General features: G+C 40.3%; 17 protein-coding genes and 3 pseudogenes. 1 reads left to right on the top strand and 19 read right to left on the bottom strand.

What is annotated here, in order from left to right; genetic code table 11:
• Positions 1-177: 177 nt before the first annotated feature.
• From iscB to AB5026_RS14580, 16 genes and pseudogenes are all read right to left on the bottom strand, one after another.
• Complete coding sequence (gene iscB, locus AB5026_RS14655; protein ID WP_368213643.1) at positions 178-1,533, bottom strand: RNA-guided endonuclease IscB; 1,356 nt, start codon at positions 1,531-1,533, stop codon at positions 178-180.
• Between the two features lie 515 nt (positions 1,534-2,048).
• Complete coding sequence (locus AB5026_RS14650) at positions 2,049-2,552, bottom strand: hypothetical protein (protein WP_368213642.1); 504 nt, start codon at positions 2,550-2,552, stop codon at positions 2,049-2,051.
• Between the two features lie 228 nt (positions 2,553-2,780).
• Complete coding sequence (locus tag AB5026_RS14645) at positions 2,781-4,019, bottom strand: leucine-rich repeat domain-containing protein (RefSeq protein WP_368213640.1); 1,239 nt, start codon at positions 4,017-4,019, stop codon at positions 2,781-2,783.
• Positions 4,020-4,441: 422 nt separating this feature from the next.
• Positions 4,442-4,834, bottom strand: coding sequence for a hypothetical protein (locus tag AB5026_RS14640; protein ID WP_368213639.1), 393 nt, complete (start codon positions 4,832-4,834; stop codon positions 4,442-4,444).
• 89 nt (positions 4,835-4,923) lie between these two features.
• Positions 4,924-5,106: a hypothetical protein gene (locus AB5026_RS14635; protein ID WP_368213638.1), complete on the bottom strand. Its 183-nt coding sequence runs from the start codon at positions 5,104-5,106 to the stop codon at positions 4,924-4,926.
• A gap of 148 nt (positions 5,107-5,254) precedes the next feature.
• Positions 5,255-6,442 carry an RtcB family protein gene (locus tag AB5026_RS14630; protein WP_368213636.1) on the bottom strand — a complete coding sequence of 396 codons (1,188 nt, stop codon included), beginning with the start codon at positions 6,440-6,442 and terminating at the stop codon, positions 5,255-5,257.
• 388 nt (positions 6,443-6,830) lie between these two features.
• Positions 6,831-7,853: an HNH endonuclease gene (locus AB5026_RS14625; RefSeq protein WP_368213635.1), complete on the bottom strand. Its 1,023-nt coding sequence runs from the start codon at positions 7,851-7,853 to the stop codon at positions 6,831-6,833.
• A 238-nt stretch (positions 7,854-8,091) separates the two neighbouring features.
• Positions 8,092-8,559 (bottom strand): annotated as a pseudogene (gene nrdD, locus AB5026_RS14620) (anaerobic ribonucleoside-triphosphate reductase); the annotation flags it as partial.
• A 407-nt stretch (positions 8,560-8,966) separates the two neighbouring features.
• Positions 8,967-9,461: pseudogene (gene nrdD / locus AB5026_RS14615) on the bottom strand (anaerobic ribonucleoside-triphosphate reductase); the annotation flags it as partial.
• A gap of 281 nt (positions 9,462-9,742) precedes the next feature.
• Positions 9,743-10,996: pseudogene (gene nrdD, locus AB5026_RS14610) on the bottom strand (anaerobic ribonucleoside-triphosphate reductase); the annotation flags it as partial.
• A gap of 13 nt (positions 10,997-11,009) precedes the next feature.
• Positions 11,010-11,219, bottom strand: coding sequence for a hypothetical protein (locus tag AB5026_RS14605; RefSeq protein WP_368213634.1), 210 nt, complete (start codon positions 11,217-11,219; stop codon positions 11,010-11,012).
• A gap of 174 nt (positions 11,220-11,393) precedes the next feature.
• Entirely contained in the window at positions 11,394-11,954 is a 561-nt protein-coding gene (nrdG, locus tag AB5026_RS14600) for an anaerobic ribonucleoside-triphosphate reductase activating protein (RefSeq protein ID WP_265191156.1), read from the bottom strand.
• A 484-nt stretch (positions 11,955-12,438) separates the two neighbouring features.
• Entirely contained in the window at positions 12,439-14,004 is a 1,566-nt protein-coding gene (locus AB5026_RS14595) for an RRXRR domain-containing protein (RefSeq protein ID WP_368213633.1), read from the bottom strand.
• A 299-nt stretch (positions 14,005-14,303) separates the two neighbouring features.
• Positions 14,304-14,450: a DNA-processing protein DprA gene (locus AB5026_RS14590; RefSeq protein WP_368213653.1), complete on the bottom strand. Its 147-nt coding sequence runs from the start codon at positions 14,448-14,450 to the stop codon at positions 14,304-14,306.
• Positions 14,451-14,538: 88 nt separating this feature from the next.
• Positions 14,539-15,000, bottom strand: coding sequence for a hypothetical protein (locus AB5026_RS14585; protein ID WP_368213632.1), 462 nt, complete (start codon positions 14,998-15,000; stop codon positions 14,539-14,541).
• 320 nt (positions 15,001-15,320) lie between these two features.
• A complete protein-coding gene (locus AB5026_RS14580; RefSeq protein WP_207743782.1) occupies positions 15,321-15,635 on the bottom strand; it encodes a S24 family peptidase in 315 nt (104 codons plus the stop codon).
• Between the two features lie 167 nt (positions 15,636-15,802).
• Here AB5026_RS14580 and AB5026_RS14575 point away from each other — a divergent pair, with 167 nt between their 5' ends.
• Complete coding sequence (locus tag AB5026_RS14575; protein ID WP_368213630.1) at positions 15,803-16,642, top strand: hypothetical protein; 840 nt, start codon at positions 15,803-15,805, stop codon at positions 16,640-16,642.
• Positions 16,643-16,956: 314 nt separating this feature from the next.
• Here AB5026_RS14575 and AB5026_RS14570 read toward each other — a convergent pair whose 3' ends face one another.
• The 3 genes from AB5026_RS14570 to AB5026_RS14560 form a co-directional block, all read right to left on the bottom strand.
• Positions 16,957-17,940, bottom strand: coding sequence for a 3'-5' exoribonuclease YhaM family protein (locus AB5026_RS14570; RefSeq protein WP_368213629.1), 984 nt, complete (start codon positions 17,938-17,940; stop codon positions 16,957-16,959).
• A gap of 277 nt (positions 17,941-18,217) precedes the next feature.
• Positions 18,218-19,210: a hypothetical protein gene (locus AB5026_RS14565; protein ID WP_368213628.1), complete on the bottom strand. Its 993-nt coding sequence runs from the start codon at positions 19,208-19,210 to the stop codon at positions 18,218-18,220.
• Positions 19,211-19,810: 600 nt separating this feature from the next.
• Positions 19,811-20,764: an Ig-like domain-containing protein gene (locus AB5026_RS14560; protein WP_368213651.1), complete on the bottom strand. Its 954-nt coding sequence runs from the start codon at positions 20,762-20,764 to the stop codon at positions 19,811-19,813.
• Positions 20,765-21,508: the final 744 nt, after the last annotated feature.

Genomic DNA, 21,508 nt, shown 5'->3' with positions numbered 1-21,508 from the left:
TATGCCAAATTTCTGCCGGCAAAGAAAAACGCCCGAGAGTTTCTCGGGCACAATGTTTTGTTTTTCAGTTGTAATATTCTAGCTCCATCTCTTCCGGGTCACAATAGATTTCAAGTTCATCCATATACTTCCTGCAGAAATCATCTTTTTTCAGCGCATTCCTCCTGCTTCCTCCTTTTAATTAAATGCTGATTTAAAATAACCGTCAGCATATCTGTATATTTTAACTTTTTTAATAGATGCAGATTTCTTATCAGGGAGTAGCATTATCCGTGTTCCATTACAGTGACATCCTGCAGTCTCGCGTTTTCTGCTTTCGTATATGACTATATCGTGAGGCTGAATTTTATAATGCTGTTTCCTAACAGTTCTTTTTCCAGCGGTTACTTTTTGTAACCGATACTGATGCAGATTTTCGGAATCTTTCTTGTGGTTACGGTTAATCCTACCATTAAATAATTCCTGACCGCTTCGTTTCTTTCCGTCGCGACTGTCAATATACTTCGCATCATAGAACTTCTCAAGGCATCTGTTATTCCTCCGTTTCTTCTTGTAAAAAACTGCTTTGATACGATGTTTTGGACGAAACTGCCCCATAACAAAAGCATCATTGACATGCGATTTATCAATATCCAGTTCTCGGCGCCGTTCTTTTGTTGCTGCTCCGTATGTAATGTGGATATCGATATCAGGGAATAAAGCTTTAACTTCATTGTAAAGCTGCCATCGTATCGCAGTCATGAAGGTTGCACCTTTAAAGGATGAAAGCTTTGGTTTCCAATTATATAGTTTTCCTCCTGGCTTATGATTCTTCGGCGTATGACATTTATCGCATACTGTAGCCAGATTTGACATACTGTTAGTTCCGCCTTGGCTTCTGTATTTAATATGATGAATATGGAGTATTGCTCCGTCTTTTATTGTTCTTCCGCAACATTGGCATTTATAACTATCACGAGAAAAAACTGCTTCGCGAAGTGTCGCGATGCCGTAACGTCCACCATGCTGATAATCTGCGCCCTGAGGCAAAGGCTTGCCTTCTTCCTTAGCTTTTAATACCTGAGTATCAAAATTTCCCATTTCCAGCGTAATATCTGTAATTGGCATTACATTATTAATACGTGAAATTGCCTGAATATGTATCTTTTTCTTATGCTCTAATGATGGAGCAATCCATCCCTGGTCTCGTTTTCTATTGTTAAAACGGGCCTGACGGTATCTTTTTCTGCTCCGCCTCTGTCTTCGATACATACGGCATGCATCATGTCTGCCTCTTTCGTCTGTTAACGTGTCAATCTGTTCTGCCAGATATTCGTGCTTCTCTGATTTTACAGATGTTCCTATATGTATATATCCGGTATCCATACAAAGTTCTATTGGCTGGATATCTCCAGTTTCCCTTTCAGTAAGCTGTATGGTAAACGGATGATAACTATGTTTTATTGCTTTGCCTGATTTGAGCAACTTACGTGCTCTGTATTCACTTGTTGGCATCAATCTTTCGCCTGTCTTACTAATGACTGCAACTGACATAAGCTGCCCTCCTTTGTGTTTATATTTTCCCGGCAAGCCGGGGTGGCTTACGCCTTCTGCACCAGATGCTTTCAAACATCCGAAGATACTTAAAAGCAGCCCATACAGGTTCTCTATCTTTTCGGCTCCGGCAAGTCGGCGCCTACTCAGAATCGGTTGTCCTCATCGCCAATGTTATCCGATAGTTTAGCGCATACTGCACTTCTCCTACCCTAAGAGATGTTTAACAGCATACCGCAGAGCGTGAAACTTGAGGAGCATTCCACGGTGCCTATTTTACCGGTAACGTAGCAGCTAAAGATTTACCTAACCTGGCTTGGCAGGCTTCGTTAGCTGCTGAAGCTAATCAATAAGACTGCAAGGCTTATGTGATAACGACGGGGTAACCACCGGCGTTACCACATAAGGATTTACAGCCAACAACCTTCCGTAAACTGTAACAGGGCTAAACAAAAGTGGAAATAAAATAATTTATTCTTTTGCAAGCCCCGTCCGAGGTTTACCTCGGGCGCGGGTTATTGACACAAATCGCTTTCCGTAATTCCTTTTTCTTTTTTGTTCAGCATCCACGGATACATCGGAACCCACAGAATCGCCGGCGGCGTCCCGAGGTCATTCTCTGCAGCGTAGAACTTAAAGTTAATCCCGGTCTCGCGTCGCATTATTACAGCCAAGACAGCTCCAAAACCAGTATCACCAGTTTCTTCGTCTTCAAATGAATCTTCAATGTCATACATGACATCCTCCAGTTCATCTTCTTCCGCATCCTCGCTTTCAGCATGCTCTAAGGCATCCAGAATCTGCATTTCCTCATCCGTCTGACCGAATGACCCGATATGCTTTTTTAAAAACTCTTTTGCTTTTTCAAAGTCCAGCGTTACCGCATCTCCATCAGCAATTGGAAAACCATAACCACAAATCGTACAAGACATATTTTTGTCTCCTTTCTTATTTTTTTTATATATCCAATATGCCGGATTTCGCCGGCAGCAAAACGCAGCGGGCAAACAAATATACATGGCTTCGCGCCCCGCAAACACCACCGCCAGGCTTGCAGCCTGGACTGCATCGCAAAACTACGTTTTGCTTTTCAGACAGCACCTTCCGGCAGGTGTTTCAAAAAAGCCGCGGCTGCAGCAAGCTACTCCCGACGCCAGCCGCAAAACACAAAACTTCTGTTGCCGACAAATACCGCGGCAGCCACAACTACTCTTCTGCCGGCAAAAAAGAAGCGCCGCATTCGCGGCTCAGAGCAAAAACTTCTGTTTACAGAGGCTGTTTCCAAGCGCCTGTAGCATACACGCATTCATATCAGCGGCATCAGTCCTGAAATCGTTTTCCAAAACAACCTCAATATCTTCCAGCTTATGCAGGCCAAGCTTCATGTAATCCATCAGCTTTTTTGAATCTCCAGACTTATAGAACGTCAATATGATATTTTGACTGTGTGTTTTTAGTATTTTTTTTGCTTTTTCTTTTATTTCTCTGTCTTCAGTATTACAATACACCTTCATCAATGCATCATATGACGCATCAAAAGGAGTCTCTGCCGCATCCAGAGCATACATCTGCAGGTCATGCAGCTTCTCATTTAATGGCTTTTCGACAAGCTGCATTGCATCAGAAATGTTTTCAAGGAATTTTCCTTTTACATACCCATCCATTATTTTGGGGATATATACATTCACACTACCAATGCATACCTCCAAAGCACAGTTACATCTTGGGTCATAGTAGTCCGAGGCCTCATCAAGAGGTACGAAATTTCTGACAATCAAAGCATTAAGTATTGACTCAATATCTGATGTGTCATAGCAGTTTATTACTACCCTTCTGACCTTGAGAAAGTTATTATCCGAAAGTGAGACCAGCCTGTACGGAAGCTCTATCTCCTCAGCATGGCACCACCCAAAAGCACCGTATGCAATCTTAAGCCGGTTATTGCATTTTTGCGGGCGGTTCTGAAACTTCAGGTTTCGGAGAGGACTCTCGCAGAATGCATTAGCCATAATATCCAATACCGTATCAGGGATGGTGATATTATCAAGCAAAGGACACCTACGAAATGCACATTCATCAATATGTGTGAGACCTTTGTTTAATACGACCTCTTTCAGGTTTTCGCAGTTATTAAATGCATAAGGAGTGATTGCCGTTACAGTTTTTGACAGTATGACTTTTGAAGCCTTACTGTCTGTAAACGCATCGCTAGCAATCATTTCTGTACCGGGAGCAATTTCTACAGTTCCCTTCTTGTCTGGCGGCACGGCAATCAACGTAAGCCTTGCTTTTCCATTAAGCATCATCTTCTTTTTGCCATACAAAAGCCCGTCTTTTGAATAAAGCCTTGGGTTCTCAGCATCAACCTCAAAATCTGTAATGCCATCATCTTGAACGTTTTCTATCATTTCTATGATTTTCCGCTCGTTTGTATCGTCTTTGCCGATGCACGCGATTACTTTTTTGTCTTGCTGTATTATTTTCATAAGTTTTTTCCTTTCTTTTTTTTGCTTTTATACATACAGTATGCTGGATTTCGCCAGCAGCAAAACGCAGCGGGCAGCGGGCAAACATTTATGCAGGGCTTCGCGCCCCGCATACACCCACGCCAGGCTTGCAGCCTGGACTGCACCGAAAAACTACGTTTTGCCTTTCAGCCAGCCCTGCCGGCAATACAGTCACATCAAACATTCTGCGGCAACCAGTAAGCTCCTTTCCGGCTCCAGCCGGCCAACACATCCCGCCGCATGTCTTTCTGTACCAGCCCCACAGTCTCCCGCCAGCCCACAACCTCCACTCCGGCAACACATTCCCGTTCTCATCCTTGTTCTTTCTACCTCTCCCCCCATTCCATGCAACAAAAAAAGGAAACCGACTTCGCCGGTTTCCATCTCTTTTTCTTTTTTTCTTACAACTCCAACCCAAGCATCTCCTTCGCAAGCTCTTTCACTGCTCTTCTCGCCGTCCAATCAGTATACTCTTCTGCACAGGCCACGCAGTGGTCATACATGAATGCCACCAGGTCACCCGTATCCTTGATTTTAGCCTTGATTTCGGCAATTTTCTCTTCTTCTTCTTTTTTTAATTCTTTTTGAAGTTCTTCACGCGAAGCATACAAATTTTTCAGAAGGCAGCCGCTGTTTCCACCATCATCCCACTCAATATCTGCATATGGATATTTCTTCGGGTCTCGTACAGAAACTTCTGTTTCTCCAAGTGCCGTAATCTTTGCACTGTGGATGCACTGGCTCCAATGTTCTACAAACCAAACTTTTTGGCCGATTTTTGGATTTTCAATCATTGTTTTTGCTCCTTTTATTATTTTTGTTGTATAGTTAATATGCAGGATTTTTGGAAGCAAAAAAAACGCTTACAAGCACAGGCACCAACTCATCTTACAATATATTTTTCCGCCTCTTTTTCGCTCTCTCTTCGTTCTCTCTTATTTTTTTCCAATTTCTTTTCTATGCTTCTATTTACCGCTGCCACATGCTCAGCTGATACCACAAATGCCGCCTCTTCGCTTATTCTCTTTGCTACCGGCTTATAATCCAGCCGTACTCGTTTTATCATTTTTTAAGTCTCCTTTTTCGTTTTCTTCTTTTCTTGATAATTCGCGTCTCGCGCTCGTAACCAGATTAAAATTAATATGCTGGATTTTAAAAAACGCATTCTGCATTACTAGACGAAAAACCGCCTGGATTCCTCCAGGCGGCGTATCTTAATGTGCTTTAAAATTGTATACCGGTTTAATTACTTTCACAATATCAACAGTATCTTTGATATTTTCCATAATTTCCTCCATCGGCTTATACGCCATCGGCGACTCGTCAATTGTAGACTCCATGACAGAAGAAGAATATATCCCCTTCATGGATTCACGAAACTCATCAATCCCGACAGCATCTTTTGCTTCGCTTCTTGACAAAATTCTTCCGGCACCATGCGGCGCAGAATAATTCCAATCAGGATTGCTTTTTCCAACACAAACCAGTGACCCGTCACGCATATTTATCGGAATTATAAGTTTTTCGCCATCCCGTGCAGACACAGAGCCTTTGCGGAGAATCAGGTTTTTTGTGTCAATGTAATTGTGTATTGTCTGGAACTCCTCGCAAATATGCCAGCCCATTTTTTCAATGACTGTATCGGCAATATATTTTCTGTTTAACTCTGCATGCTTCTGGACAATTTCCATATCATGAATGTAGTCTTTGAACGCCTGGCCGGAAACATAACATAAGGATTTTGGAATATGCGGCTCCTGCATCTTTAACGCTTTGATTGTTTTTTCAATTTCTTTTTCCCTGCCTTTTGCTTTCAGGTCTGCAATTACAGCCTTGATTTTGCCGCCAACACCTGAATCTTTCAGCTGTTTGTATGCGAGCTCTTGGTAGTGTTTTGCAACTTCCAGCCCGAGATGTCTGGAACCCGTATGGATTACAAGCCATAAGTTTCCGTCATCATCTTTATCAAGTTCGATAAAATGATTGCCGCCTCCAAGACTTCCAATGCTGCGATAAGCCAGCGATATATCAGCCGGAGCGACCAAGTCATTCAAATGGCTGAAATTACCAAGCGGCTCATCGTTTACATTTAACCCGGCCGGAACATATGTATTAATTACATCATCCAGTTTTGGAAGGTCAACATCCTTTTCTGCAATCCTGACAGCCAGCATACCGCAGCCAATATCTACCCCAACCAGATTCGGGCATACCTTATCAGAAATTGTCATTGTCGTACCGATAACACATCCGGCGCCTGCATGACAGTCAGGCATGATTCTGATTTTCGCGTCTTTAATGTAATCCTGGTTCAGCAATTCTATTACCTGGCTGATGGTCTCATTGTCAACATTGTCAGTAAAAACCTTTGCGGTGTTGTATTTTCCTTTTAATTCAAGCATATTTTTTGCTCCTTTCTTATTTCTTATTTTATTTTTTATTGTTTACAAGTTTAATATGCTATATTTTCCATACGAAAAAAACAGAAGCCAGCAGGCTTTCCCACTGGCTTCTTATTTTGAGCAACGCCCAGAGTATGACTGAATCTGGATTTTGTATGGTACTTATTACGCTCCCCAATAGGAAGAATGAGTCGCCCCGTTCACCCTTACTTCGCATTTCTGCCGGCATCTCTCCGTTATTTCTTCGGCCTCGTTTTTGGGTAGAGGAGCACCGCTTTTTTCGGTTCCCGTTTCGCTTCACAGCTGGTAGGGACGCGCCGCTTTTTTCGGTTCTCGCTTAATGGTGGAGATGCACCGCTTTCTTACAATATGAAGAAAAATTTAATTTTTATTTTTTCTTCTTGCTCTTTACGCTTAAAAAATACACCTCGCTCCTCTTCCTTTCAGGCTTCACTCCATTCTTAACCTGCTGGCAAATTGTTCTCTCACTTATCTCGGTACTCCTTGCTGCGTCGCCAGAATTCAGAAAAGTTTTGATTAACTTATCCGAATCAAAATCGAACATTCCAATTACATCCTGACAGGTATCCTCATCATCTTCATACCGAAAATAATACAGTTTTCTCGTCGGCCTGTGATACTTTGCCTGCCGGCAGATTGTCGTAAGGCTTAATCCTGTTTCTCTCTCTGCCTCTTTGCAACTGCCGTATCTTCCAAGTTCCTGATTGGTGTATGTGTCATACATGATGACCGGTTTAGACTGGCTGTCTTTTCCTCCTTTATCGTTTACAGCAAGTCCATCGTCAAATGCTTTTTGTGTATTTTCTTTTGTTGTTGTCCAATACAGATTCTCAACACGATTATCATTTTTGATATTATTTTTATGACCAACAACACGATACCCATTCGGATTTGGAATAAACGCTTCAGCCACCAACCTGTGGACTCTTTTTGAAATTATTTTTCCGTTTTTGTATTTAATCCCGCAGTATTTGTATCCGTTAACCTCAGACTGAGATTTCTTTATTAGTCTTGGCTTTCGGTTGTTTCTGCGGTCTATCGCATAGACCGAGCCGTCAATATCAATCCAATGTTCTATTGCGCCAGCGATTGGCAGCGCCGTTTTTGGAAGTTGTAGTTCTGTATTTTTTTTGTTGTATTTTTGTGTATTTTGTTCTTTCATATATTTAATATGCTGAAAAAATAACAAAAAAAATAAAAGCTTGCCGGGTTTCTCTAGCTGACAGCATTTTTGCGGCCGACAAAAATGTCGGCCGCAAAAATCAGAAATGTTTCCCAGAAAGACCCTGGAGACACTTATAAGTATTTTTAATTGCTCCTCAAAAGAGTAAGATACTGTTGGCTCAACACTTAAACCAACGTGGAGACCTCCATTTGCATTTGGTATCACTCACACAAACTTCATGGGCCAAGTGAACCTTTCAGCCCGTAAGTTAGTTAAAGTTCTTATACATTTAATATGACAAAAAAATAAAAAACGGGATGTTTTTTACGAAAAAAATTTTAATATAGATTTACTCCTAAACAAGACAAAAACCGCCCGGATTTCTCCGAGCGGCATGTATGATTTTTTATAACCCAGGCTTACACCTTCGTTAGCATCATAAATTGATATTTTGTTAAAATTTTCACATAGACTTCCTATCAGCTATTTCAGCCATTTTTGCGTTATTCATTCTGGACTCACCATGTCTCCGTGAATAAGCTAAATATCCGTTCATTCGGTCAATCTTGGTGAGATTCTTTGAACCGCAAATCGGACATTCGTCCCCAATGTCTGCTGCCTGATATCCACAGTCATCACAATAAGATAATGCCAGGTTTACACCTTCGTAATATCCCATTTCCATGGCTCTTAAGACAAGTGTTCTGATTGCATCAATATTGTAATCAATCGGATATCTAACATACTGAATTTTTCCACCGTTAAATAATTCCCAGAAATCATATTCACGATTCTGTTTTGCAATCGGTGTAATGTCCTCTGTCACATGACAATGGAAGCTGTTGCTTACATAATCACGGTCAGATACATTTTTGATGATTCCATATTCCTTGCGGAACTGTTTCACCTGAAGACCACAGAGATTTTCTGCCATTAAAAGGGGTTTCTTTGATAGCTCTCCGTTTTGGCTCGCTATCGGACTACGAACGGAGATTCTCCGTTCTTCTTTTATATTATATTATCATAAAATCAATATTATATCAATTGTCTATATCACCCTTTTTGTCGACTATACTTTGTCCATTTTTCACAAATGGTTTTGCTCTTTCGCTTTTCGCTACTCTACTTTCCTTCTAGGATTTCGACAGTCTGTTCACATTTAACCGCTGACAAAACCAGCGATATTTAGCACAGGATTCTTGGCGAATTCCCTGTTAGCACGGTTTTTTATTGGCATTTCCTCCAACTGCTGAATCGCAAACCGTACACCCTGTTCCCTCAAACAGGTTAGGCAATTTTTTCAACATGCATCACTGCATGTGCCCCCGCAGAACTCCCAGGGGTTCCATATACGGCGTAAAGAATGTGGTCTTCCTTCTTATACTCCGCTAATTTTTCGTTAATATGTTTCATAACTTCCAGCGTAAACTGATTGTCTTCAACCAGGCTCTTTCCGTTATATAATTCCTGCAGCTCATTCAGCGCCGTAATGCCATAAGACATTGTCATCGGCGGAAGGAGTTTTCGGATTTTTTCATTTGGTTTCAGGTGACCACCATAAAGTCCACCTTCGCAGAACATAATTGGATTGACTGATGCTCTCAGTTCTCCAAGATAATCATATGTTCTTTTATGAAGTCCACGAATCATTTCAAGGTAATAATCCAGAACATCATAGAAGTCTCTGCTTTCACGTCTTGCTTTTGCAAGAATCATCGGCAGATGTAAAGAAACAACACCAAGATTGCAACGACCAACAAAAATTGGCTTGTCATTCTCATCTGCTGGTTCCATTCCTCCGCGTTCATACCACGGACTTAAAAATGCACGACACGTATTTACTGTATGTCACCATACATACTGACTAGCTTTTCCCTCGGAGGCGTCCTCTTCCTCGTCATCAGGCGGCATCTTTGGAAATGGAGCTTATCCCATTCCTACTCGGTTACACTCATCACCGATAGTCGATTAACTCTTATTTTTAAGAGCACAGCTTCATCTGTGGTCAAATCGGACCTCTCCTCCCACAGACCTATCTGTTAGCAGCGTATTTGTTACGCCACACCCGCTAAGCAAGCGGTTGAATACCGTTTTACATGGGCTAATATGCACTTACCCATAGGACTAATCGCAGTTCCATATTTCTGATACATTGTAGAAATATATCCTTCTCCACTCATTGAGAGCCAATCCGGATACATCGTAGATGCAGAGCACTGGATACCTGCTTCAAAAACATCATTACATTCTTTTCCTTCACCGTGAATATTCTTATCATATAAGAACACAAGCTTCGGGAATAATACAGGACGTTTAAAGCCTTTCTTACCCTGTCCTTCTCTGTGTACATTTAAAATTGTTTTTGCACACATTTTTTCAAATTTTCCTGTTCCAAGTCCAAATGAAAATGTAACAAATGGATAATCACCGCGAGAAGAACCGACTGTGTTCAGTTTATATTCAATTCCCTGATATCCCTGCTCCATTTCACGCTGTACTTTTTCCATTGCATATGCCTCTGCTTTATCAATCAGAGATTCTGCGAATGCCGGATTCAGAACATCTGACATTAAATCAAGATATTCTTTCTTATATTTTTCAAAGGACTTTTCGGCATAAGGCCCCATAATTTTATCTACTTCTGGCACAGTAAAACCTCCGTACTGCTGCGCGGCAGTTGATAAAATTACATCCCCCATAACATCAAACGCTGTATCAAGAGTCTTGGGCTCGTTATACCAAACGTTGCCCATCTCGAATCCGCCTTTCATAACGGCTCCGACATTGCAAAGGCAACAGTTGATAGTATCAAGTCTTGCACTCTGGTCATGCACATAAATATAGCCCTGCTTGCAAGCCTGTAATTCTTCACGATTCATAAAGAACTTTCTGTAAAGATTCTTATTCAGTTCGTTGAAGATAAGGCTTCGCTTTGTTGCCACCAGTGCGCTGTCAGTATTGGCGTTTTCCTTGTCGCCAATATATCTGATTGACTGACTCTTTGTGTATACATCATCCATCATATGGACAAATGACTGTTTGTAGTTACGGTAATCGCGGTAGCTTTTTGCAACCTCTTCATTAATAGACACAAGCGCTGCTTCCACCATGCTGTGCATCATAGCAATCGGAACTTCTTTAAGTCCTCTTTTTTTGATTTCGCTTTCAACATGGTCAACGATTGCCCGCTCTTCCTCTTTTGTGAACTTCACAAGGATACGGGATGCACTCTTGCCAACCGCAATGATGATTTTGTTCCCGTCAAATGGTTCACGGGTTCCGTCCTTTTTAACGATGATTACGTTTGCCAGATTGTTTTTACGTGCAATTTCTTTTGCATCTTTCTGGCTGATAATTTTTTTACTCATAATTTTTACCTCCTTAAGTATCACTATTTTCATTATTTGAACAGTCATCAGGCATTTTTTCAAAAAATACTTTGCAAAATATAGTATCTTCTGCTTCTTTTATCCGCTGATGTCCGTTCTTTTCAAGCATTTGGTTAAATTCTTTCTGTTGCATATCACCCAAAGACTTTTTAACGAGGACTACCCTCTCTCTTGATAACTCGCGCTTTGCGCTCGTTACCAAACAGCTTTTGCTGCTGACCAACGAAGCCGTAAGGCTGAGCGAAGCGTGTTTCGAACGGGGATTCAGCCCCACATGCGAAGTTAAAACCGGAGCATTTGACCCGCGGACGACTTTTTGTCGGCCGGGGATTTTCCGTTCTTCGTTAATGTCATTTTTCCTCACCTTCAACCAACATCAATTGCAATGCAGAATAACTTTCCCTGAATGAAAAGATTTCTGTACGTCAATTACACGCTGATTTGCGCTTCCGCGCCATTTTAGCGTAACATCGCGCTTATCTTTTTCATACCGTCCTTCCACAATGACATCCGCTTTCAGAATAATAAACATCAGGTCATGGTCTTGCCCTGTTTTTAACTGGTGCAGCAGCTGTTCCCATGTATAGCCTGTATAAATCCAAATGGATTTTTTTGCCAGTTCTTTTGAATTTTTAATCTTGGCAATAAGTTTTGCTACACCTGGACGATTGTAAGTCGCCAACGGGTCGCCTCCACTGAAAGTGATTCCCGAAACATAATTCGGTTTCAGTGATTCCATTAATTCGTCTTCTGCAGCCTTATCAAATGGAATACCTCCAAACCGGTCCCATGTTATCGGATTCTGGCATTCCGGACAATGATGCTCACAGCCAGCCAACCAAAGGACTGTTCTAAGCCCATCACCGTTTTTCATATCTTCGGTTGTAATATCGTGATATCTTAAAGAGATATCTGAGCAATTTTCATTATTCATCATACAAAACATCTCCTTTCTTTTTTTATGTTGCATTTTTAATATGCCTGAAACTTCTAAAAATGAAACTCCAATATAGTCTCCTCTTTGTTCTCGTTTTAGGCCAAAAAAAAGAAGGTCCCGGAAGTTCTCTCTTCGGTTGCCTTCTTTACTTTTACAATATGCAGAATTTTCTGTTTTAAAAAAAACGACAGAACATTCTATTTTTTACATCATTTCAGTCGCACCGTTTACAAATTTCCTTAACGCATTTTCGCCTTTCAGGCCTGTTACTCCGTTTTTTAGCATCCATATGTTCCCTGACGGCAGTACTGGCTCCTTCGCACGAACAATGCAAGCCAACGATTTTCCATATTCCATACCCGCTTTCACGGTATGCATAGTCCCGCTCTTTTCTTCGCATTCCACGATAAAACCCGGAGTGTGCTCGGCAATTCAATTGCCGAGGTGAATCCGGTTAGAATAAAAGAATAAACAAAAATATATTTTACATAAACACAAGTCCTTCATTATGTTTATAGATTTGGCATTTCGCTGCCGGATAATTAGTTTTCGGGTCTCCATAGGCTTTATAATATTTGCCTCGTGTAGTTTGACCAGACAAAACTAATCGCTTCCCATCATAAGAGAAAACAGCCCCAGGCATCACACGATTTCTTGAGTTATAATTCCTTCTGCTCTTTTTAACTACAACGCGTCCAGCTGATTTATCAGCCTGCTTTTTGCCATTTAGCTCAACTTGTTTAGAATACCAGTCAGAAAATGCATCACCTTTTTGTTCAAAACGAGGTTTTCTGTTTGTGGCAATTTTCTTATCATCAAGATAATAAGTTCTTTCATATTGGTGATTAATAATACTTCTATTCTGCCTTCGAAATTGTTTGATTTTATATACATTAACAAAACTTGGATGTTTAATCTTATTTATTTTATCTGCTCCAATGGCAGCAAGACCAATACAATACGCGTCAACTTCGTGCATTTGGTTTTCTTTTGTCTTCTCATATCCAAGACTTGACCTGATTAATGATGTATCCTTTCCAGTGCAAAAATGTACATGTTCTACACCGTAAATCTTAATAAGTTCTTTGCAGATAAACGGAACAGCTTGATTCAAAGCGCTGAGTGCACCATATTTCTTAATCAGACCCTCTTTCTTATCTTTGAGCTTAGCCTGAAATTCAGCATCCGTATGTACTTTTGCGTGACATTTTTTGCAAAGCCCGGCCTGGTTCTGGATTGTGTCAGAACCGCCTCTTGAACGTGGTACGATATGGTGAAAATGTTCAATATCATTTTTACACATCAGGCATTTTCCGTGCTGTTGTTCACGAATAGCTGCTTTGACATCATCAAATCCCTTCAGCGGGCCATTTTGAAAGTCTACACCACTTATGCCAGGACTCTCCATCTGTATGAATGCAAAACGGTTTACCTCAATTGCAACGTCAGTAATCGGAAGATATTTTTCAATCTTCTTAATCAGGTTGATGTGGATTTGAACAAGATGATTTACTGTTGGTGTTAACCAATCTGGCATACGTTTTCTATTACAGAACCGCGCCTCAGTATTCTTGATAATCTTGCATGTTACGAATTTATCAGCTGCATACTGCGGCAGTTTTCGCATCATCATCCCTGCCTTAATCATGCTTCCATGCTTCTTTGCCAGGCGCTGTCTTGCTTTTCGCTCGCCGCGTCTTGATGCCTGGCGATGTGCTTTTCTGTCAGTCATCAGCTTCTTAATGCTTTTATTTCTGGTTTCTACAACTGCGGAGAAAACTAAATCTCCAAGCTGTGTCAACACAGCAGCACCGATATTTGTCCTTCCTGGGTCTTCAGCTATTGTGATTGGCTGTAATACTGCGTCATTCTCATACAAGAGGCGTATTGTAAATGGTACAGTATCAACAATCTTAGCCAGGCCAGACTTAAAAAGACTTCTGACCCTAACTTTTCTGTTCGTTGGCATCTGCGGTTTTCCATCTACTCCAAGAACATATATGTATTCAGTTTTTTCAAGTAATTCATCTATTAATTTTAGATTTGCCATTATCTGTTACCTCCTGAAAAAGAGTTGGACGGCATCTTTTCACGAAAATACGGTTCTTTCGCATCGGTTGTAACCCTAAACACCGTCCGGTATCGTCATCCTAGACTTGGCATATACTTTGCAGAGCTGAGGGCTGGATGAATACCCGCAGGTGTAAGTACCTTCAAACACCCGAAGGCGCCATCCGGTACACGTATATGTCGAATGTCTCTGCTTAACTACCCGGTGCCAAATAGCTTTGCATATAAAGAATTACAAAAAGAATCTATCAGATATTTTTGTAACCTTTATATACTCGGCTATTCAATAGCCGAGTAGTTAACCACAACAATCTTATCAGACATCATTGCCTGGATTCTGTCGCGTTCCACGAATCGCCATCTTTCCGGTCTCGTGCCCGCTTCGTATTCGCCGACAATACATCCGCCATTTTTTAATTTCCATATTTATTCCTTTCTTTTTTTTATATTTTTCATTTACAGTATGCCAGATTCTTCACGGACAAAAATGCAGCGCATTTCTGCGCTGCATTTCCTACAATCCAAACGGCTCCTCTTCCATTTCTTCTTCTTTTTCGTATAATTTTTTTTCCAATGTTTTTAGTATATATCCAGCATTATAAGAAGTCAAATACAAATCACGGTCACAGCCTGCATTCATCTGTAGATTCTCCAGCCCTGAACGCAGTTTTTTTATATCTTCTTTACTAGTTTTCTTTTTTCTTACTTGCAAAACCAGGTCCCGGTCAGCGTATGACTGCTGCATGGCTTTTATTATCTCTGTTTCATTTTTCCCTGCAAACGGAACTATCTTTGAATCCTTAGGTATTCCCTGTCTATCTATATTTCTTGCAATCTTCAGCTGCAAAGCACGAATCGTCAAATGGCTGTTTTTCATTTCTCTTCGTATCGGTGTCGCGATTTTTTCTGAGGACCACACTGAATACAACTTCTGGCAGCAAATATTCGCATTGTGAGAATCTACTATCTTACTCATACTTTTTGCCTCCTTTTTTGTAATATATCACAGCCAATGAAAATGTCAAATTTTGCGGATTTTTGCCGCAAAAAAAGACACCACACAAGGTGATGTCTTTGCTTAGGAGGAAATTTATCTCTATCGTCATATGCGGCAAGACATACGACGAGTACAAAGAAAATAAATCTATTTAATAGCGCCCCCATTTTTGCGCTTAGGGGAATAAAGAGAGAAAACTCCAGCAATCAGTTTCCTCTCTTAGTCAAACTTTAAGTTATTCAATTATATTATGACAAAAAAAATATGTAATAAAAAACAGAGCCTTCGCTCCGTCTACCTTAAAATTTTTCAACTACTAAACCATAGATACATTTCTTTCCAATCCATCCATTTACATGTCCGTGATTGTTGGAAATCTGAAATGTCCTTCCACCTTTGATTGCAGAAATCTTATGCAGATAAAAATGCCCTGCAACTTTGCATAATACAATATCATTTTTCTTTAATATTGTTTCTTCTGTCACCGGAACACATCTCACCGCCTGCCCGGATTTCAAAATTGGTGTCATAGACTGCCCATATCCGGTTACAATGCATTCTTCTCCTGCCATCAGGTGTTTTGCGGTTTCGTAATTTTCTTTTCCTTTATACATATTTTTCCTCCTGTCGTAGTTTTAATAAATTTTTTAATTCATCATTTTTTATATATGTAGAAAACCAAGAAGAGGAAACCAAACATATTTGTCTTGCGTTTTATTTGTTTAATATTCCTCTCCTTTAGTTTTCTACAAATAACTAATTTAATGGAGATGATAATAATATGCAAAATAATTTAGCTTATGAGAAAGGAGGAAAGTATCCTCAAAAATTTCAAGAAAAATTAGCGAAGGCCTCTTTGAATACGGACGCAATATCTAGCATGGTATTACAGGATAAGAAAATCGCAGAGGTAATTATCAATGTTGTGAGAAACGCAACAGATAAAGACAAAACAAAATCTTCAGATATTAAGTTAAGCACATCTGAAACCCAATATTCTCTCAAGAATTGGAACCGTGGACGCAATGTCATCGGAGATTTTAAAGGCTTTTGCCCTGAAGAGAATACCATATACGGAATTGAGCCACAATGCTACAAGCAAAATGGAATCTACCACAGAGACCGATACTATGGTGCAATGCTTGACGCCAGTATCTTAAAAAGCGGCCAGGACTTTTCAGAATTGCCAAATCGTTGTATAATAGTCTTAACCGAAAAAGATTTTAATTCCAACGACCCGATGATTCAGCATATTAAAAAAGTAGACTTAATGTCTGGAAATGTCATCAATTCCGGCGAAGAAGAAATCATCGTAAATCTTGCCGCCGCAACCAATGACTCAGAACTTGGACAGTTTATCAGAGACTGGACTAACTCAAATCCTGACGATATTAAAAATCCTGTTCTTGCCGAGGCATTAAGATACTACAAATCTAGTCCGAAAGGGGTGCATGAAATGTATACAAAATGGGAAGAAGCACAGCATGAAGATAGAATCAATTTCGTGTCAGTTATGCTTGAAAGATTTTCTCCAGAGGAAATCGCAGATAAAATGGGTTGGGATAATAACTATATAAAAACCCTTAAATCCGAAATCGATTCCAAAAAAGAGTCAAATTAAAAAAACATCGTTAACGCAAGACAAAAAGAGCAGGAAAGATTTCCTGCTCTTTTATCTTGGTACGCGCGAGTTATGCTCGCGTGCACCAAGCCTCGTAGAGGCTGACAAACGAAGCCGTAAGGCTGAGTACAGTAGGTAAATCGGCTTCCCGTACACGTCTAGCAACCTCCGAACCGACGCCCCGGACTATTTCGGCGTGCCTGGCCTCAACTCTCCACGTTCCTCAACGATAGATGCAATACAAATACGACGACAAATGCAATTCCAAGCAAGCAAAAACCCGCAGCATCCGCTGCGGGCAATCTCCATAAAACTTATTTTTTTTCTTCGCCTTCCTCTTTCTTCTGAGGCACTCTCCAAGTCGGTCTGTATACCCTCTGGTCAAGCCCGAATACCTTGCCTGACATTTCGCCGGGTTTCAGTCCTTCCGCCTGTGTCTCAAACTGATACATATAAGAATCAATCATGTCAATGTGATGAAGTACCAATGCTTCCGGAATTGCCGGAACCGTTACTGCTTCATACTCATGTTTGCCATGATGAGAAAGAATCAAGTGCTGTAAGAGCATGATATCCTCTTCATCCAGGCCCTCCTCTCTTGCTACTCTGCCTGCCAGTTCAGCACCAATAAAAGCATGTCCCATCAATGTGCCTTTAACTGTATATTCTGAGGCACCAAACTCATTTGTATCCAGCTCACAAAGCTTTCCAATGTCATGAAGGATAGTTCCGGCTACTAACAGTTCTGTGTTGATGTCACGGCAATCCTTCAACATTGAAGGCTCCTTGTTATATACAGAAGTTGTATATGCTGCCATTTTGGTCATACGGTATGTATGATACAAAAGACCTCCACGGATATTATGATGGATAGACCTGCCGGCACCCCAAATCATAAGCTTATCCTTATTCTCCGCAAGGATTCTTTTAACCGTTGAGGCGTACACGCCGCATCTTCCGGCTGTCTTGTATAAGAAGTTATACATATATTCAGACTTCAGCGGTGCACCGCAAACGAACAAAGACGGGTCTGCCGAAGATTCCGTAATTTCACGGATGATATAACTCGACTCACCTTTATATTCTTCCATCTTTACTTCAATCAAAACTGCCTGTCCTGGCTTAAACATAAATGTCTCTGCTTTTTCATTCCATTTTTTGGCAATGACCTGAGATTCACCGTCGCTGACTCCGATGTTCAGAAATGTACCATTATTTCGGTTTGTCTTTTCTTCGATGGTAACAATCACACATTCAACAGTCCCGATTCCATTTGGTTTGATTTCTTTAAGTTTCATAAAAAATTCTCCCTTCTTGTTTTTAATAATTTTTTTACCTTTTTAATATGCTGAAAAATTTAACGGCTGAAACAAAGAAACCGGCATTTCTGCCGATTTGGGTAGTCTGGACAACAAAGCGAGGTCTGGGCCAGGCATAGAATAGCAAAGTCGTGCTGCTCTCATATTTTTTGAATTTACTTAGTAGCATAAGCGTCGGACATTGAGCGCGAAATATAAGATGACAAAAAGATTGGCCGCGGTTTTCTATCTATCAGCTTCAGCGGCAATTGTATCTTTATTTCCAGAACGGTCCGTAGATTTCTTTAACTCTTGCAACACGTGTAGGCGTTACTTTTTTAACTGCATCTGATATAGCACTGCAGGTTTTAGGCAGCTTCTTCTTTGTTTCTGTTGGCTGTAAAATATAATCATGATAGGACTCAGCAAAATACTCAGTTGCGTTCTGTGTTGCATAACTTCTATTGATACCTGTAAATTTAGACTTTTCACTATTATAAATTGCAGCAAAGTCACTTGACCTATCTACGTTTCCGGCAACAAAAGCAAGGAAATGTCCCATCTCATGGTAGATAGTATCATCGCCCACAAACCTAAGTGTGATAGTTCTTTCATGTGCATTAAAGCATCCACCGTAGTTGACTGTCGGGTCATACTTTATTTTGAATCCAAGTTTATCAAAAGCAGATAGAACATTTGCATTCGCTTTTGGTGCCATCTTTTTTGCCAGGCTTCCATTGTAGTTTTTGACTGTGACCTTACATGTCATTGTTACGCCTGCACATCTTGCTGTTGCAGTTGTGGTTCCCGGTCCATATCCAACACCGTCGTATACTACTTTAGGATTTTTGTAACTCCACGTTACTGTAGAGTTTCCGGCATTTAATACTTTCAGGTTTAGCTTTTCAGTTACCATTATCGTTTTACTTGTACAATTTAATTTTGGCCTATTTTTTACAGTTACTTTATATACATATTTTATATTTTTGCATGTGACTGAAAAGCTTGCGGTTCCTACTTTCTTTCCTGTAAGTTTTCCGGCGGTGGTAAGAGTATAATATGTATTATTTATTGCCTTCCATTTGAACCCACTCACATTTGGCTTTGCCAGTGTCTTTGAACTTCCGACACAAACGCTTTTTGAAGGCATATTTTTAGTTGTTACTGTCGCAGCATGTGCTGTTGTTGCAAACAGCATCATTGACGCTATAAATACTGCAAATATAACTGCAAATAATTTTACTTCTTTGTTTCTCATTATATTTTTCATTATTTAATTCCTCCTTATTATTGATTGTTTTTTTGCCATCGTTTTCGGCCCGTTTTAAGTATCTTCCCGCTTATGCATTTGATAACTCGCCTGCTTTACAGGACTCGGTACCAGATTAAAAATGATGCCTCACCGGCCTTGCCGGATTCGGCACCAGAGCACGCATGATAACTCGCCTGCCTCGCAAGGCTCGTTACCAGATTAAAAATGATAACTCACCGTTCCGGCTCGTGATAACTCAGGCTTACGCCTTCGTTACCAAGCCTCGCAGAGGCTGACAAGCGAAGCCGTGAGGCTGAGTACAGAGAATAAATATAACCAGCACGAAGTGCGGCAAGCGAGGCCGGAGGGCTTAGCGACGCGTGTTTCGGGCGGGTATTCGAACCCACGCACGAAGTTAAAGAATAGTTATTACCCGCGGACAATTGCTTGGTCGGGGATTTTCGCCCTTCGTTAATATGCTGAATATTTTTATTTTTTTGCACGAAAAATGGCCGGATAATTCCGGCCAGACTTAAATGGAACTTTTTCAACATGATACTAATCCATTTCCAAAATTGATTGCTCGCTTTTATAAGCTTGCACTTTAGTCGTGAGTTATTAACCATTTTTTTTCCATATCACCTTATATACATTTTTAATCTTTGTAATTCTGTCTGGTGAATTTTGGATGGTCTGAACTGCATTTCTTACATATGCATATGTTTTAGGCCTGCTCTTTTTCAGGTTTGACCCACTCAAAATATAATCCCTGTAAGACTCCGCAAAATATTCTGAAGCATTTTGTGTTACATATGCTTTTCTTACTCCTGTATATTTTTCTTTTTCAGACTTATAAATTGTTGCGAATTCACTTCTTTTATCTACATTTCCGGCTATCCATGCGAGGAAATGCCCTAATTCATGGTATACAGTATCGTCTACACCCTGAAGCGTAATACTTTGATTTAAAGCTGAAAAATATCCCGCATAAGAAACTGAGCCATCATATATTAACTTAAAATCCAAGTCTTCAAATGCCTTTAGTACACATTCATTCGCCATCGGCGCAGCCTTTCTTACGAGACTTTTTGAGCTCTTTTTTACGGTCACTTTACAAGCATATGTAATACCTTTATATTTTGTAGATATTTTTACGACTCCTACGTTACAACCAGTAACATTCCCTGACGAACTTACTGTTGCAATCTTTTTGTTACTACTCACCCAGTTCCGTCCACCTGCCGTATTCAGAAGCTTCAGTTTGAAAGAATCCCCAACTTCCACTTTTTTTGATGTGTAATTAATTTTTGGCTTACTTTTTACATTTACGGTATAAGTATAGGACCGGCTTTTGCTTTTAGCTTTGATTTTTGTAGTCCCTGCTTTTTTTCCTGTTACTTTTCCTGCTTTGGAAACTGTCGCAATTCTACTATTTATTGAGGTCCATGTCACCCGCTCTCCCTTTGCTGGGTTCTTTAGTTTTATTGTGGTAGAGTTTCCGGTATATACAGAAATCGGTGTTCTAGAAATGCTTGCAATATACCTATTCGCAGCATGCACTGGGACAGTCATAAAAAATACTATAGTCAAAAGCATAATAGTAAACATAGTTTTTTTTTGCGTTTTCTTTTACTCTCATATTCGTTATCTCCTTTGCCACTTGGCAGTTTTTTATTTATTACCAATATGACAAATAAAAAAAAATAAAAAAAACAAGAAAGAAGTAACATAGCTGGCGGTAATTCTCCATATTTATTTATCATAATAAGTGAAATCATTGACGACGAAATTCAGAAAAGCATGACCCTTACTCTTGTAAGTAACAAACTGGAGAGCCAAGACAATCCTGTTGGTTTTGTCCAGCTCAAAGACAACAAAATATATATTAACGACACCAGATTCCCGAATTTACTATGTTCTGAAAAAATGAAGGAACATCGCAAAACTAAGAAAAATCAAGACTTACTGCGTATGGCAGAAGAACTGATGCCTGATATTGAGAAGCCGGAAAGGTGAACATGGGATAGCAAGACAACTCGAAGATTAAGCTATTAGATGGCTTTTACGAAATAGTAACATCTTGAAACTTCTTAAAGAATATGTTATAATAAAGAAAAGGGAAAGCCACGACAGCAGCAAACCCCTTTATCTGTGACGTATAGCCGCCAACTATGGGGATAGGGGCGGCTACCTTTCTTTGTCTTTATTTACATCATATATTGTCTTTAAAAAATCAAGCTTGAACTACCCCACCCGACTTACGTCGGATGGGGATTCTACGGTCTGACGCCCGTAAAACCCCGATTAGTCCAGCTA

It is taken from the genome of Blautia sp. RTP21359st1_E11_RTP21359_211015 (assembly GCF_040910705.1).
GTDB classification, from domain to species: Bacteria; Bacillota; Clostridia; order Lachnospirales; family Lachnospiraceae; genus Blautia_A; species Blautia_A fusiformis.
This window is presented reverse-complemented; position numbering and strand designations above follow the sequence as displayed.

Excerpts from the sequence above, each read along its gene's own strand:
- iscB (WP_368213643.1), bottom strand. The coding sequence starts at position 1,533 with ATGTCAGTTGCAGTCATTAGTAAGACAGGCGAAAGATTGATGCCAACA.
- AB5026_RS14650 (WP_368213642.1), bottom strand. The coding sequence starts at position 2,552 with ATGTATATTTGTTTGCCCGCTGCGTTTTGCTGCCGGCGAAATCCGGCA.
- AB5026_RS14645 (WP_368213640.1), bottom strand. The coding sequence starts at position 4,019 with ATGAAAATAATACAGCAAGACAAAAAAGTAATCGCGTGCATCGGCAAA.
- AB5026_RS14640 (WP_368213639.1), bottom strand. The coding sequence starts at position 4,834 with ATGATTGAAAATCCAAAAATCGGCCAAAAAGTTTGGTTTGTAGAACAT.
- AB5026_RS14635 (WP_368213638.1), bottom strand. The coding sequence starts at position 5,106 with ATGATAAAACGAGTACGGCTGGATTATAAGCCGGTAGCAAAGAGAATA.
- AB5026_RS14630 (WP_368213636.1), bottom strand. The coding sequence starts at position 6,442 with ATGCTTGAATTAAAAGGAAAATACAACACCGCAAAGGTTTTTACTGAC.
- nrdG (WP_265191156.1), bottom strand. The coding sequence starts at position 11,954 with ATGATGAATAATGAAAATTGCTCAGATATCTCTTTAAGATATCACGAT.
- AB5026_RS14595 (WP_368213633.1), bottom strand. The coding sequence starts at position 14,004 with ATGGCAAATCTAAAATTAATAGATGAATTACTTGAAAAAACTGAATAC.
- AB5026_RS14585 (WP_368213632.1), bottom strand. The coding sequence starts at position 15,000 with ATGAGTAAGATAGTAGATTCTCACAATGCGAATATTTGCTGCCAGAAG.
- AB5026_RS14580 (WP_207743782.1), bottom strand. The coding sequence starts at position 15,635 with ATGTATAAAGGAAAAGAAAATTACGAAACCGCAAAACACCTGATGGCA.
- AB5026_RS14575 (WP_368213630.1), top strand. The coding sequence starts at position 15,803 with ATGCAAAATAATTTAGCTTATGAGAAAGGAGGAAAGTATCCTCAAAAA.
- AB5026_RS14570 (WP_368213629.1), bottom strand. The coding sequence starts at position 17,940 with ATGAAACTTAAAGAAATCAAACCAAATGGAATCGGGACTGTTGAATGT.
- AB5026_RS14565 (WP_368213628.1), bottom strand. The coding sequence starts at position 19,210 with ATGAAAAATATAATGAGAAACAAAGAAGTAAAATTATTTGCAGTTATA.
- AB5026_RS14560 (WP_368213651.1), bottom strand. The coding sequence starts at position 20,764 with ATGACTGTCCCAGTGCATGCTGCGAATAGGTATATTGCAAGCATTTCT.